Below are 13,788 nucleotides of genomic sequence, written 5' to 3' on the forward strand. Positions count from 1 at the left end.
TACCATGAAAAAGAAGGAAGAGAAAAAGCAGATCAACAAAAAATGGAAAGGTTTGAAAGCTCGTATCCAATCCTTTCTGGCATCAGCCGATCAGAACGAGCTGCACCAGTTCAGGGTGCAGGTTAAAAAACTAAAAGCCTTACTGGTTATGCTGCAAAGCGACAAAAAGAACCATAAATTACTGAAAGACTTTAAACCGGTAAAGCAGATATTCCGCGAAGCAGGCGACATCCGTAACGCTTATGTAAACCTGCAACTGAGCGAGCAATATCACCTCCAAAGCCCTGACTTTGCAAAACATCAGCAACAAATTATGGAGCAGGGTACTATTGCTTTTAAAACCAACAGCTTTAAGCATATCAAAAAGCTGAAAAGAACCCATACACGCATTAACCACGATATACACCAACTGGACAATAAATCGATCAGGCAGTTTTATCAGGACAACCTGTTCGACATTGAAGCTTTTCTACAAAACATTGTGTTTGATGAACAGCTGCACGATTGCCGTAAAAAAGTAAAGCTACTGATGTATAACCAAAAGCTTGCAGGCAAGGTGCTACCTAGAAAACTCAGGCTGAATACCGATTACCTTAACCAGTTGCAAGATAGCATTGGCCAGTGGCATGACAATGCATTAGCCATGGACCTGTTTAAGCCGGATGAAAACCGGAATAAAGCAGTGTTGAACAAACTGAGAAAAAACGGCCGGAAGCTACGGCAGGAGATTATAGACCTGTCTGAAAACTTTAAAGCAAAAGTTACGGCCCCGGTTGTTAAAGAAACCAAGCACAAAGACAAAGCCCAAACAGATCACGAAAAACAATAAGACAATGGGTATAGAGATTGAACGTAAATTTTTGGTTGATCATAAGCTCTGGCAGGAAGCAGACAAGCCCGAAGGGATACCCTATCGCCAGGGCTATTTGCTTAACACGCCCGAAAAAACCGTCAGGGTAAGAGTAGCCGGCACTAAAGGTTATATTACCATAAAAGGAGCAACCGAAGGATTTTCAAGAAAAGAGTACGAGTACGAAATACCTGTAGCTGATGCTAACGAGCTATTAGGCGGGTTTACCGAAAAGCGCATTGAAAAAACGCGATTCAAAGTACCTTATGCCGGTAAGCTTTGGGAAGTTGATGTTTTTGCCGGCGATAACGAGAGACTTATTGTTGCCGAGATAGAACTACGAAGTGAAGATGAAACGCCGGAGTTTCCACATTGGATAGCCGATGAAGTAACGCATGACAATCGGTATTATAACTCGGCTTTATCTATACATCCTTATAGTGAGTGGGATAAATAAAAGGCTTTGCTTAATTAAGCAAAGCCTTTTATTTTGTAACGGCGTTATTTTTACAGACCAAATTTGTAAGCAATACGGAATGCTACCTGACTGGCAGTTGATCCGTCTTGTGACCAACCTTCATAACGAACACCAAAATCAATATCATTTTTATTGGTTACAGGGAATGAAACGCCAATACCAGGTGAGTAAACGAATGACGTACCTGCGTTATTATTAGTGCCAATTAATGCACCTAATTCACCTTCACCATAAAAATTAGGTGAAAAATAGTATTTACCACCTGCTTTCAGCGGAACAAAACCGGTATAAGTATCTTCGCCAAAATACTTAGCTAATTGCTTTATTTCATCTTTATAATAGTAAGAGATATAACCGGCAGTAAGTGTAAAATTAAAAGCAGGCGCAACTGGTATCTCAACCTTACCATTGCCACCGAAACCGATTGAATAACCATCAGCTAAAGATCCGGTAGGTACGCCGAAATCCAAGCCAATACTTAATTTAGGACCGCTTGAATACTTGCTTTGTGCTGATGCGCCCATGAAAAGGCCAGCCACTAGAATGGCTACGAGTAAAGTTTGTTTCATCATTGTGATAAAGATTATCGTTGAAAAATTAGTGTGCAAAAGTACATTTTAAACTTAATTAAGCAACACCCGGTTTGCTGATAGTAAAATTCATCTCCGTTTCCAAAAATTGAGAGATTAGCTACACCTTGCTTTCTTACAAATCGGGTATATATCACCTGCTATAATCCGTATAAATACGGGTTATTACCTTTTTCTATTCCTGCACTTTTGTATTCTCAATATAGAGATACCAGACGTCCGCAAATAGTGCCGGGCTGATTACATTTACACTATGTCAGGAATTAACAAGGTAGTATTAGTAGGGCATTTAGGGAAGGATCCTGAATTCAGACAGTTAGAGAACCAGATAGCCGTGGTAAGTTTTCCACTGGCTACGTCAGAAATAGTTAACATAAACGGCGTTCGTGAAGAGCAAACCGAGTGGCACAACGTGGTGATGTGGCGCGGCCTGGCCGAGGTTGCCGTTAAATACTTAAGTAAAGGCAAACTCATATACCTGGAAGGCAAACTGCGTACCCGCCAGTTTGAAGATAAAATGGGCGTAAAAAAATATACCACTGAGGTGCTGGCCGAAAACTTTACCCTTTTAGGCCGTAGCAGCGATTTCACCTCAGAAAGAGCATCAGCCGAGAAAGAATAAATCAACTCTCCTTTTATAAACCTAATAAAAGCCCGCAGCACTTTTGCTGACGGGCTTTTTACTTATTTACATTTTTTATCGGGATGCATTGGTACGGTTATCAGCTATTAAGCCATCTTTAACCATACGCTCATGAATGGATTTCACATACCCTTTTAAAAAGTTGTCGATGCTGGATGGATCGTAGGTTTCTGATTGGGCGGCCCAAATCAGCTCCTCTGTTCTGGCATCATACAGATTAGTTTCCAGATAATATACCTGTTGCTGGTCATAGTAGCCCGGTGCATACAAATAAGGGTACCAATTATTGTAATACGTCCAAAACCGGTTATAATAACCATAGCGCAATCCCGGGTTCCAATAAGCGCCGCCGGTATTTACATAGCAGCTGTTGCATCAGGCTTGCGCCACGAGCTGGTTACCTGGGTTGTAGTACCGCAGGCGCTTATCATAGCCACGGCAATCAGCACTACTACGGCATTTATTTGTTTTTCATGGTGTTGTTCGTTATGATATTTTACAAAGCATGGGGTATTCTGCCCCGCTCATCGAGCAAATCCAGCGGACCAGTGAAAGGCGATTGCTTGGTAAACAAGGCGCTTCCGAAAAGGAACATACCCAGCAACAAATGCGGCCACACCACAAACGGATAAAACTTATACAGAAAAGGCGATACCATTAAAAAGAAGCCCAGCAGCATATCAATTACCAGGTGCGTTTGCAATGGTATCACTTTAATAAGGCCTGTTTCGTGCCTGGTAAAAATTACCATCAGCATTTGCAGTATGCCAAATACCAATGGAATAAATAATGGAGCTCCGCCCAGAGGCGCAAAACCGAACAAGTACGGAGACGCGGTAACTAATATGCCGGCTATGTAATCGGCCACGCCATGCATACGGGTTGAAATAAACTGTTTCATAGGTTATAGAATTAAAAATTAATTGACGCACTTGTTATCAATACAGCGCAGTACAATTGGGTTAATAAATGTTTTGATTGTGTATGGAACAGAGAATATGATCAAGGCACATACCAAATCTGACATACAACCGCCAGTTTGGCAACCTAAAAGAAGTAGCAAGTACCGAGCAGGAGCTTAAAAGCGCCTGAATTTGTAACAGCAAGAATATCTGTTGGTTTTTCGTTAAGATTAATTTATTTAATCCACAAACCACTTACACAACCGAAAAATTGGTTCTACAAGCCGAAGTTTAGGAATTGATGTCGCCTCTATATCGCTATACCTTTGACTCGTCAATACAAAGGAAATGCATAAACAATCTGATCACTATAAGCAAAAGCATGTATCCAGTTATTGCCAAACATAAGCTAACCGGCACAATCAACCCTGCATGAATAAACATTTACAAAAACAGATATAATTAATAATAACCATGAAAAAGTCAATCAAATTAGGCACCCTTGCACTTGCCTTAGCTACCATATTTACTTTCAGTGCAAAAGCACAGGACACTACACCTGCACCAAAATCAACCACTACCTCATCAGGTATTAAATTAAGCATCGGTCCGGAAGTAGGTTTGCCGGTAGGTAGCCTGCACGATGCATATAACTGGAACCTGGGCAGTTCAATCCAGGCCGATATTCCGGTATATGCCAACAAATTGTTTGTAACCGTTAATGCCAGTTTTAATAACTTTTTTGCAAAAGATAATAATCTGGGTATAGCAGCTAAAGACCTGCAACTTATCCCGGTTAAAGCCGGTTTAAAATACTTCCCGGTAAGTAACTTTTATTTACAAGGCGAAGCTGGTGCATCTTTTATAGCTGATAAAGACAAAGTAGGTGCCGATAAATCAGCCAGCTTTGTATATGCACCACAGGTAGGTTACCAGTTCCCGTTAGGCGGCCGTAACTACTTAGATGCCGGCGTTCGCTTTGAAGGCAACACCAAATTTTACAACAACGGCAGCAGCAATAACTTCTTGGGTTTACGTGTTGCCTATGCATTTGGCTTATAACAATCTGCGCTCTTGAGTTTATAGTGATTATAATTTGACAAAGCCTGCCCTACTTTTGGGCGGGCTTTTTTGTTGATGTGACATTACGCCAACCTTAAAATGAGATAAGATCAACTTTTATGTGTCGGGGCTTATATTTCTTTGCATCGTCAACTATTATATTACAATGGATGCCGATGCTCAACTTTTAGATATTCCAAACGCACTGCTAAGCTTTAACCCCATGCAGGCACTTACAGATGAAAAACTTTCTGTTGAACCTTTTCAGGAAACTTTAATTATACAGGATAACTTTGCTATAATAAAGCATGAAGGACCGCTCACTGACAGGCTCCCTGTTAAAACCAATCACTACGCTTTAGTACTTTGCCTGCAAGGCAGCGTTACCCGCACCATAGGCAGCTTTCAGTTTAGTGTTACATCTGATACTTTGCATTTAGCTACGCCTAAGCTGTTAAACTCTTACCAGCATGCCAGCCAGGATTTGCAGTTGTTTGTTGTGCTTTTTAAAAGAGACTTTTTAGATGATAGCCTGACCCGGTCAAGCCTGCTCGATAACTGGCTTGATGGCAATCCCGGCCACGCTCCTATTGTGACACTATCAAATACCAGTCGCGACCGGGTTTACGACCTGTTTCAGAAACTGGACCAAGAGTATCATACCAACGAAAACCACCATGTAACCATGCTGAAACTCCAGCTGATGGAACTGTTGTTGGAAAGTAATCGTGCCTGCAAAGGTTGCCCGGCAACTGTACATGCACATCTGGGCCGCTTGCAGCAATTGGTAAAGAACTTCAGAAGCCTGGTTGATGAGCATTTCCTTACCCACCGTACGGTTAAGGAATATGCCGATTTATTATTTGTAACTGCCAAGCACCTGAGCGAAGCCGTAAAGCAGGAAACTGGATTAACGCCCTTACACTTCATTCATCAACGACAGTTTCAGGAAGCCAGCTATCTGCTCAGTTCATCCGATCTCTCTATAAAAGAGATTGCCGATCAGTTAGGGTTTGATACCAGCTCACACTTCAGCCGGTTTTTTAAACATTTTTCGGGTTACACCCCTACGGCTTATCAGCAAGTTCAAGGCGTTATATCTTTTTGAAAGATTATAGAAATTACCTATATATGGGTAAAAACAACAAAGGCTCAGCGAATTATCACTGAGCCTTTGTTGTTAAAAGCAGATCTTATTATTGAATCAAAGTTGCTTGCAGGCTTTGCTTTAAGTTATAAGCTCTGCTTACCGGGCAATCATTTTTTGCACCTTCGGCAATCTGCTGAAACTGCTCTTCGGTAATACCAGGCACTTTGGCTGTTAATACCAAATCTGAAGTGGTTATGGTACCGTTATCCAAAGTAATGGTTGCAGTAGTTTCCAGTACATCAGGTGTAAAGCCAGCTGTGGTTAGGTCAAGGCTCAGTTTCATGGTAAAGCAGCCGGCATGGGCGGCAGCCATTAGTTCTTCCGGATTGGTACCTACGCCATCGGCAAAACGACTGTTAAATGAGTATTGCGTTTTATTTAAGGTAGTGCTTTGGGTGGTTAAGTTACCATTACCTTCTTTGATAGTACCGTTCCATACGGCGGTTGCATTACGTTTCATATGCTTGTTTAATTTTTATAGTTGATATACAATTTATACTTAAATACTTGGGCTGATGCACTATTATTTAAGTGCATTTTTAATTTCTGCAGCGGCCTGCAGCATGGCAGAACGAGTTCCGGGAATGGTAGCTAATGGATTCAGCAGGCCCCAGTCGTGAATCATGCCATTATAACGGGTGGCAGTTACTTTAACGCCGGCTTCATCCAATTTACGGGCATAAGCTTCGCCTTCATCACGCAGCACATCGTTCTCGGCAGTTTGTACCAGTGCTGGAGGCAGGCCTTTCAACTGTTCGGTTGTGGCGCGCAATGGTGAAGCATAAATTTCGTTACGGGCGTTTTGATCGGTAGTATAGTTATCCCAGAACCAGATCATCATATTTTTGGTCAGGAAGCGGCCGGTAGCAAACTGGTTGTAAGAGCCGGTTTCAAAATTAGCATCAGTTACCGGCCATAACAGTACTTGCAGCTTTATTTTAGGGCCATTCTCATTTTTAGCTTTTAAGGCCACAACGGCTGCCATGTTACCGCCTACGCTGTTACCTGCAACGGCCATGCGGTTACCATCCACACCTATTTCGTTACCATTTGCGGCTACCCATTGGGTTGCGGCATAGGCCTGGTTAATAGCTACCGGATAATGAGCCTCCGGAGACGGCGTATAATTTACAAACACGGCTGCTGCGCCAGATTCAACTACCAGATCGCGCACCAGGCGTTGGTGAGTTGGGAAATCGCCCAGCACCCAGCCACCACCATGAAAGAACATAAATACCGGTAAGGTGCCTTTGCTATTAGCAGGTTTTACAATATCCAGTTTGATGGACTGCCCACCTGCATTAATTGTTTTTTCGGTAACAATAATGCCAGACAGATCGACTTTTACAGAACTTTGAGCGCCGGTAAGTACGGCACGGGCATCTTTAGGGCTTAGTTGCTCCAGCGGCTTACCGTTACCTGAATTTAATACATTTAAAAAAGCTTTGATGTTGCTTTCGATATGTGGATCCTGAGCCGGATTACTTACCTGTGCGTTAACGGTAGTGCTTAGAGCTAATGTACCTACTATTGCTGCTTTTTTGAAGATGGATTGCGTTTTCATGTTTTTGTGATGTTAAAGTTGTTATCTCTTATTGAACATCACAAAGGTATAGCGGCCGGTCGGCCTGCACCATGCACCGTTTTCGACACGAATAGGACAATTTTCCCTCCGTGCGCTTTGTGTAATAATATATTTCTCAAAAAGATTGCTACAACATCGTAGCGCTCATTTATTAAGACATTTTACTTAATCCTTTCAAATACCGGTTATTACCTTTGCTTGGTATGCTAAATACGTTTTAATATGAATACTACTTTACTGAGACTGATGTTTGGATTAGTCGTTTTTATGATATTGAGCTATGTAATAATTAAGAATTCGGATCGTCAAATCGCAGAACGTGAGACATTTGTTAAAAGCTTACATCTCAAAGTAACTTTTACTATTGAGGACATGGTAAGAACAAATAATCATGGAGCAGGTATCATTTACGGTCGGATTATCAAATCCAACAAACAAAAGCTTAATGCTTGTTTCAAGAATAAATATCTGTTTTGCAAAATCAATAAGGGAAAATTTGTTCTTGTATCTCAAACAACAGAAGATATCAATGTAGCAGATACTATCGTCATAAACTCCGATTTACCAAACTATACGCTGCGCACCAGCCGTGGTTTGATTGACAGTCAACCTTTGTATGTCAGAACAGACAATTCTTTGTCAGACCTTGTGAACAAAGATAAAGCCGCTGATATAAAGCGGTATCTTGGCGAATAATTACGCAACTGTAATTTCTCGGAAATTTTGACTGTTATACAGGTAGCTGGCCATGTACAGGCAGCTTCGCAAACATAACCGAGATGCCCAAATCAGCCTTGGTGCTGGTAGGCGGATCGGAAGCTTTGAGGTGAAGTTTCTACCTGTTTGGTAAACAGCCGGGTAAAGTATGAGGTATCATCGTAACCCAGTTTGTAGCTTATTTCTTTTACACTCAGCTGCGTATGCACCAGCAGCCTTTTCGCCTCCAATATAATCCGGTCTTTTATAATATCGTTAGGCGTGGTTTGGCTATAACGGGTGATACGTTTGTTTAATGCCTTAGGGGTAATGTTGAGCAGCTCGGCATATTCGGCTACGGTATGGTGCCTGGTGTAATGCCACTCCACCAACTGGCTGAACTTTCTGGAAAATTCTACCTCCTGCTGCGCCTCTTTAGTTACGGCATGGTGCTCCTGTTTCCAGATACGGGTTGATTTAATGATAATTGTTTTAAGCAGAATACGCAGCATTTCTTCCAAACTGCTATCATCATGATCCAGCTCGTCTTTTATTTCCTGCAAAAGCGATTGCATAGCGGCTGCGTCTTTTTGTTGCATGTATACAACCGGTATTTCATACACGTTATTAAATAATATACCATCGCAGGCCACCTCCTTGTCGTGTATCTCCACACAATAAAAATCGCGGTTATAATAAATCATGGTACCGGCACAGTTTTCATCAAAATGATAGTACTGCCCATTACTCACAAAAAAAAGTGCATCCTGACCGGGTTGATACTCCTTGAAATCAATAACGGCTTTACCGCCAGCCTTCAGGTAAATTATTTTGATGAACGGACTCAGATCAACCGCTGCAACTTGTTGCTGTAAATTGTGATCAAAATCGAGATAACCGAATTTCTTGAAAGTAAACTCTTTAAAACGGGCCATTTGCAATAAAAAATACAGGGCAAATTAACAATTAAATCAGGGTAAACCGATAACATAGTAAGCTATGCAATAGGATATGACTCTTGCTAAACAAGCGCTATCTTAATAATTAAATGTTGCTACATAACCGGCAATCAATATAACTCCTGCACAAAAATGTATAGGTATAAATTCGGTTTACGGCATTTTTTATGTTTATTGGGCTTAAAACTTAATATTTATATCCCATGGCTGTATTAGTAGTTGAAGATGAACCAAGCGTGGTTTCTGTTTTAAAACGGGGACTGGCCGAATATGGCTTCGAAACCAGTATTGCCACCAACGGCTTAACCGGCTTGCAAATGGCATTAAATCATCCGTTTGATCTGGTTGTATTAGATGTAATGCTGCCCGATATGGACGGCATACAAATTTGCCACCGCATACGCGAGCAAAACCCGGCCTTGCCTATATTAATGCTCACCGCCCTGGATTCAACCGAGAATGTAGTAACCGGCTTAGATAGCGGGGCTGATGACTACATGGTAAAGCCATTCAAAATGGCCGAACTGGCAGCCCGGCTCAGAACCTTGATGAGGCGCAGAACCGGTAGTGAACCAGCGCCCGCAACCAGTATTTATATCATTGCCGATCTGGAAGTAAACACCGACGCCCGGACAGCCACGCGCGGGCAGGCTCCGCTTAATCTTACTTCAACCGAGTACCGCTTGCTTGAATATTTGATTAAAAACCAGCGCAAAGTTTTATCGCGTATACAAATACTGGAAAACGTTTGGGATATTGATTACAACATGGCTACCAATGTGGTTGATGTATATATTAACTACCTGCGTAAAAAGCTGGACAAAGCCGGAGATGTGAAACTGATACACACCGTATTTGGCATGGGATACATGATGAAGGATGAAGATTAAATGAAAATTCAGAGCAAAATAACGCTGCTGTTTTTAACACTTACCGGCGGCATACTGCTGCTGCTAAATGCGTTCATTTTATACTTTGACTACCAGTTTAATTACGAAGATTTTTTCAAACGGCTGGAATCGCGCGTTAACCTGGCCGCACAGATCAATTTATACCCCGGCGAGCAAAGCCGCGCCTACCTGGAGGTAAGAAATAACTACCTGGAAAGACTGGAATCGGAACAGGAACTTATTACCAAAGCCGACGCCAAGGGGCAGATTGACAATGCAGACTTACCCCGGGAGTTTTACCAGGAACTTATGAAAAGCAACCGCGCCCGCTTTCAACTAAAAAACAAGTTTTTTGCGGGCAAACTGGTTACTGTTGATGGCAGCCGGTACATGGTAGTGGTTACCGCACTTAACCCTTACGGAATGCGCGAGTTGAAAAAGCTGCAGCAAATTCTGCTGTTTGGTTTTGCCGGCTCACTGATACTCGTATTTTTTGTAGGTAAAGCGTTCTCCTACTACACCTTTTTGCCTGTACGCAAGCTTACCGAAAAGGTAAACAGCATTAAATCCACCAACCTGCATACCCGTTTGGACGAGCCCGGCGGCAAAGATGAAATAGCCGAGCTTACCCAAACCTTTAACCACATGCTGAACCGGCTGGCTACCGCGTTTGAAACGCAAACCAATTTTATTAGCAATGCCTCGCACGAATTGCGCACACCGCTTACGGTAATTAGCAGCGAGGTAGAACTTGCGCTGAACCGCGCCACCGTGGATGAGGAAAGTCGTAAGGCGTTGAATGTGATAGCCGCACAAACAGATAAATTAACGCAAATATTAAGCAGCTTACTGCTGCTTGCACAATCGGGCTATGATGGCAAAAAACAGCAGTGGCAGCAATTGCGCATTGATGAATTGATATGGCAAGCCATTGGTCAGGTAAAGAACATATACCCCGACAGCCAGATTGAGGTTGATTTTAAAGACTTACCTGCCGACGAGCAGCAATTGACCAGTTTAGGGAATGAGAACCTGCTTTGCCTGGCTCTAACCAACATCCTCAGCAATGCCTGTAAATACTCGCAAAACAAGTTGGTGCAGGTTAAGCTGTCTTACCAGGATCAAAGTATTGTGACTACCATAAGCGATCAGGGGATTGGCATTCCGCCAACGGAGGTACAACACATTTTTGAACCTTTTTACCGGGCTTCCAATGCACAGGCCTATCAGGGGCAGGGCATTGGGCTGCCTTTAGCCTTAAACATTATCCGTATACATAACGGCTCCATTAACATTCAAACAGCAGTAAATCAAGGCACCGTATTGCAGCTATTCCTACCGGTTGTAAAAGATATTTAATTTCTTATAAAATTCTAATGTGTTTCTTAAGACTTACTAATAACTGCACCTTATTATTGTATTGAAAGCCAATAATTTAAACAACAGTAAAGAGTTATGAAAACGGTGCTGATGCCGACAGATTTTAATATCCAATCGCTTAGCAGCATCCCTTATTTATTGCAGCAGTATAACACAGAAAAAATCAACATTATACTGATACATATAATGAAGGTAACCGGCTCTAGGCAAGAACTGTTAATGCTTTCCAAACGATCAAGCGATTACTAGCATATCTCGGATGAGTTTAATAAGGCTTGCGCTGATCTGCAAAGTAAATGCAGTAATCAGATAACTGATATACGGATAGAGTTCTTTTATGGCAGTACAGTAGCTGTATTTAAGAACTTTTTGGAAGCCAATAGTATAGATGCCGTTGCAATGCTGAATGAGTATCCCTATCAAATGCTCAACAAAAACAGCCTGGCACCATCCCTTTTAGTGGGCCGTTTGGGTGTACCGGTAATTAATTTACCATGGCAGCACCCTGGTTTATTTGCAAGCCACAATTTGCAAAGCTTAATTGAACAATGATAGGACATGAATTAGCCTAAGGAGCCAGTTGTGTTTATATATATTGTAGTGTGTGTTTGAATCGCCGCCACGTGAGTAAAATCCGGGCGGCTTTCTTATTTTTCAACCATTTTATATACCCGCACATAATCAACCTCCATTGCCGCCGGGAACACGGTTTCGTCCACACCTTTTACACCGCCCCAGTTACCGCCAACGGCCACATTAAGCAGCAGGTGGAACCGCTTATTGAACGGCCAGCTTGCATAACCTTTGCCATCATTTATAAACTCAAACACGGGTTTATTGTCAATATATCCGCGTACGGCATCGGGGGTCCAGTCAACCCGGTAAGTGTGGAATTTAGTAAATGCTTCCTCTATCTTTTTAGCCTGACCTTTTTGGGTACCTTTTGCACCATTATAGGCTTCGGTATGTACGGTGATATGAATATTTGCAGGATCATATCCTACGTGTTCCATAATATCAATTTCACCCGATTTTGGCCAGCCGCCGTAAGCATTATCAGTAGGTAACATCCATATTGCCGGCCAGGTACCACGCCCGCCAGGTATTTTAGCCCTGATCTCGAAGCGGCCATATAAAAAATCGCCTTTGTGCTTGGTGGCAATACGCGCCGAACTATATTCCCGGCTGCCTGAACTTTCTTTACGGGCGGTGATTGTTAAAACACCATTGGCCCTATTAACATTGTGGGTGCTGTTGGTATAGTTTTGCAGCTCGTTGTTGCCCCAGCCGTGGCCGCCTAAATCGTAACTCCACTTCGTACTGTCGGGCAAACCGCTGCCATTAAATTCATCGGCCCAAACAGGCTTTTTTTCAAATTTCCAGCTTTTATTTGCCGGTGCCAGCTGAGATTGCACTTTGCCGGTATCAGGTAGCGCAGCTTGTTGCTTTACTGAACCAAAGCTGCATGCCGACACTGCGGCCAAGATAAGTTTACTGATTATAATTGGTTGCATAGGATTCGCTAATTTACAGGGTTGGGTTAATACTTACTTATTTATTCGTATAAAATTGCGGTAAACAACCCGACCTACTTAAACTGGCTTAGTTTCTGAAATTCTGCGTTATCATTAAACCGTATATACCGCCATCCAGCACACCGATGCCCACCCGGCTAAAAGCGGCATTTAAAATATTTGCGCGGTGCCCCGGCGAATTCATTAAACCGGTGTGAGCTATGGATAAAGTTTGGGCTACGGCCAGATTTTCGCCGGCGGTTAAAAACTGCACGCCATCACGTTTCATCCTGTCAAACGGGTCAAGGTTTTCCGGCGTATAGTGTGAAAAGTAGCTTCGTGCAAACATATCGGCAGAATGCTTGCGGGCCACAACAGCCAGTTTTGGATCGGCCTTTAAAGGCAACAAACCACGACTAAGGCGCTCGTTATTTACCAACTCCAGCATTTGTGATTCCAGATCGGTGCGAACCTTGGCATCTTTGACACTGTAGGGCAGTTTAACTGTCCGTTCGTTATCCACCTCGGCGGTCATTTTAGGCACCGCATGGTTTAGCGCGTCACCAAAAATGGGTGCCAGCTTGTTTTCGGCCCAGCTTACGCCAACTACCAGCTTATTGGCCAGCCCGCCATCGCGCATCCGGTTAAATACCGGCGCTGTAACGGGCAACAGTAATAGAAAAGTACCTGCTAATGCTGCCCATATTAAACCATTTATCAATCCGGGTATAAAGCCCAGCGCTTTATTGGCAGCATTTTCGTGCACACGGTCGGGCGTTTTACTCAACAGCTTATCAACCAGATAAACCAACAGCAACCGGCAAAGCGTAACGGCCACTATAAACGCCAGCGGCGCCACCCAAACCCCTAATGATGGAACGACCATTCGAATGAGCGCTGCAAGAGGGCTATAAGCTATAAACCCCACCAGCAAACTGCCTACCCAAACCAGCAATTCCAGCCCCGCAACAATAAAGCCTCGCTGTATGCTCATCCATACCGATAAGCCTACAATCAGAACCAATACAATATCAATTAAATTCATTCCTGGTTTTTATGCGTACGTAATATACAATTAAAACCAAGCCT

Annotated in this window: 17 protein-coding genes; 9 read left to right on the top strand and 8 right to left on the bottom strand. The window is 42.8% G+C overall.

Annotated features, from left to right (window positions below):
- The first annotated feature begins 4 nt into the window (after positions 1-4).
- Together KHS38_RS08325 and KHS38_RS08330 are read left to right on the top strand one after the other, a co-directional pair.
- On the top strand, positions 5-829 hold the full coding sequence (locus tag KHS38_RS08325; protein ID WP_213488031.1) for a CHAD domain-containing protein: 825 nt from the start codon (positions 5-7) through the stop codon (positions 827-829).
- A gap of 4 nt (positions 830-833) precedes the next feature.
- The gene (locus tag KHS38_RS08330) at positions 834-1,307 is read left to right on the top strand and encodes a CYTH domain-containing protein (protein WP_213488032.1); all 474 of its coding nucleotides are present in this window, start codon (positions 834-836) and stop codon (positions 1,305-1,307) included.
- Between the two features lie 50 nt (positions 1,308-1,357).
- Here the strand turns inward: KHS38_RS08330 and KHS38_RS08335 are convergent, their stop codons facing one another.
- Positions 1,358-1,900 carry a hypothetical protein gene (locus KHS38_RS08335; protein WP_213488033.1) on the bottom strand — a complete coding sequence of 181 codons (543 nt, stop codon included), beginning with the start codon at positions 1,898-1,900 and terminating at the stop codon, positions 1,358-1,360.
- A 271-nt stretch (positions 1,901-2,171) separates the two neighbouring features.
- Between KHS38_RS08335 and KHS38_RS08340 the strand changes: the two genes are divergently transcribed.
- The gene (locus KHS38_RS08340; protein ID WP_213488034.1) at positions 2,172-2,540 is read left to right on the top strand and encodes a single-stranded DNA-binding protein; all 369 of its coding nucleotides are present in this window, start codon (positions 2,172-2,174) and stop codon (positions 2,538-2,540) included.
- Between the two features lie 75 nt (positions 2,541-2,615).
- Here KHS38_RS08340 and KHS38_RS08345 read toward each other — a convergent pair whose 3' ends face one another.
- Both KHS38_RS08345 and KHS38_RS08350 read right to left on the bottom strand, forming a co-directional pair.
- Positions 2,616-2,888, bottom strand: a complete 273-nt coding sequence (locus tag KHS38_RS08345; protein WP_213488035.1) for a hypothetical protein — start codon at positions 2,886-2,888, stop codon at positions 2,616-2,618.
- A gap of 169 nt (positions 2,889-3,057) precedes the next feature.
- On the bottom strand, positions 3,058-3,462 hold the full coding sequence (locus KHS38_RS08350) for an SPW repeat domain-containing protein (protein ID WP_213488036.1): 405 nt from the start codon (positions 3,460-3,462) through the stop codon (positions 3,058-3,060).
- Positions 3,463-3,937: 475 nt separating this feature from the next.
- Between KHS38_RS08350 and KHS38_RS08355 the strand changes: the two genes are divergently transcribed.
- Together KHS38_RS08355 and KHS38_RS08360 are read left to right on the top strand one after the other, a co-directional pair.
- The gene (locus KHS38_RS08355; RefSeq protein ID WP_213488037.1) at positions 3,938-4,525 is read left to right on the top strand and encodes a hypothetical protein; all 588 of its coding nucleotides are present in this window, start codon (positions 3,938-3,940) and stop codon (positions 4,523-4,525) included.
- A gap of 166 nt (positions 4,526-4,691) precedes the next feature.
- Positions 4,692-5,633 carry a helix-turn-helix domain-containing protein gene (locus KHS38_RS08360; RefSeq protein ID WP_213488038.1) on the top strand — a complete coding sequence of 314 codons (942 nt, stop codon included), beginning with the start codon at positions 4,692-4,694 and terminating at the stop codon, positions 5,631-5,633.
- An 88-nt stretch (positions 5,634-5,721) separates the two neighbouring features.
- On the opposite strand, the gene KHS38_RS08365 is transcribed toward KHS38_RS08360, so the two are convergent.
- Both KHS38_RS08365 and KHS38_RS08370 read right to left on the bottom strand, forming a co-directional pair.
- The gene (locus tag KHS38_RS08365) at positions 5,722-6,135 is read right to left on the bottom strand and encodes an OsmC family protein (protein ID WP_213488039.1); all 414 of its coding nucleotides are present in this window, start codon (positions 6,133-6,135) and stop codon (positions 5,722-5,724) included.
- A gap of 63 nt (positions 6,136-6,198) precedes the next feature.
- Entirely contained in the window at positions 6,199-7,239 is a 1,041-nt protein-coding gene (locus KHS38_RS08370; RefSeq protein ID WP_213488040.1) for an alpha/beta hydrolase, read from the bottom strand.
- 243 nt (positions 7,240-7,482) lie between these two features.
- On the opposite strand from KHS38_RS08370, the gene KHS38_RS08375 reads away from it, so the two are divergent.
- Entirely contained in the window at positions 7,483-7,956 is a 474-nt protein-coding gene (locus KHS38_RS08375) for a hypothetical protein (RefSeq protein WP_213488041.1), read from the top strand.
- A gap of 92 nt (positions 7,957-8,048) precedes the next feature.
- On the opposite strand, the gene KHS38_RS08380 is transcribed toward KHS38_RS08375, so the two are convergent.
- Complete coding sequence (locus KHS38_RS08380) at positions 8,049-8,891, bottom strand: helix-turn-helix domain-containing protein (protein ID WP_213488042.1); 843 nt, start codon at positions 8,889-8,891, stop codon at positions 8,049-8,051.
- A gap of 227 nt (positions 8,892-9,118) precedes the next feature.
- On the opposite strand from KHS38_RS08380, the gene KHS38_RS08385 reads away from it, so the two are divergent.
- The 3 genes from KHS38_RS08385 to KHS38_RS08395 all read left to right on the top strand — a co-directional run bounded on the left by KHS38_RS08385 (position 9,119) and on the right by KHS38_RS08395 (position 11,737).
- Positions 9,119-9,805 carry a response regulator transcription factor gene (locus tag KHS38_RS08385; RefSeq protein WP_213488043.1) on the top strand — a complete coding sequence of 229 codons (687 nt, stop codon included), beginning with the start codon at positions 9,119-9,121 and terminating at the stop codon, positions 9,803-9,805.
- The gene (locus KHS38_RS08390) at positions 9,806-11,164 is read left to right on the top strand and encodes a HAMP domain-containing sensor histidine kinase (protein WP_213488044.1); all 1,359 of its coding nucleotides are present in this window, start codon (positions 9,806-9,808) and stop codon (positions 11,162-11,164) included.
- 390 nt (positions 11,165-11,554) lie between these two features.
- Positions 11,555-11,737 (top strand): hypothetical protein, encoded by a 183-nt coding sequence (locus tag KHS38_RS08395; RefSeq protein ID WP_213488045.1) that lies wholly within the window; start codon positions 11,555-11,557, stop codon positions 11,735-11,737.
- Between the two features lie 95 nt (positions 11,738-11,832).
- Here KHS38_RS08395 and KHS38_RS08400 read toward each other — a convergent pair whose 3' ends face one another.
- Positions 11,833-12,699, bottom strand: a complete 867-nt coding sequence (locus KHS38_RS08400; RefSeq protein WP_213488046.1) for a glycoside hydrolase family 16 protein — start codon at positions 12,697-12,699, stop codon at positions 11,833-11,835.
- Positions 12,700-12,787: 88 nt separating this feature from the next.
- Positions 12,788-13,744: a CvpA family protein gene (locus KHS38_RS08405; protein ID WP_213488047.1), complete on the bottom strand. Its 957-nt coding sequence runs from the start codon at positions 13,742-13,744 to the stop codon at positions 12,788-12,790.
- Positions 13,745-13,788: the final 44 nt, after the last annotated feature.

The sequence above is a fragment of the Mucilaginibacter sp. Bleaf8 genome (assembly GCF_018390515.1).
Taxonomy (GTDB): Bacteria; Bacteroidota; Bacteroidia; order Sphingobacteriales; family Sphingobacteriaceae; genus Mucilaginibacter.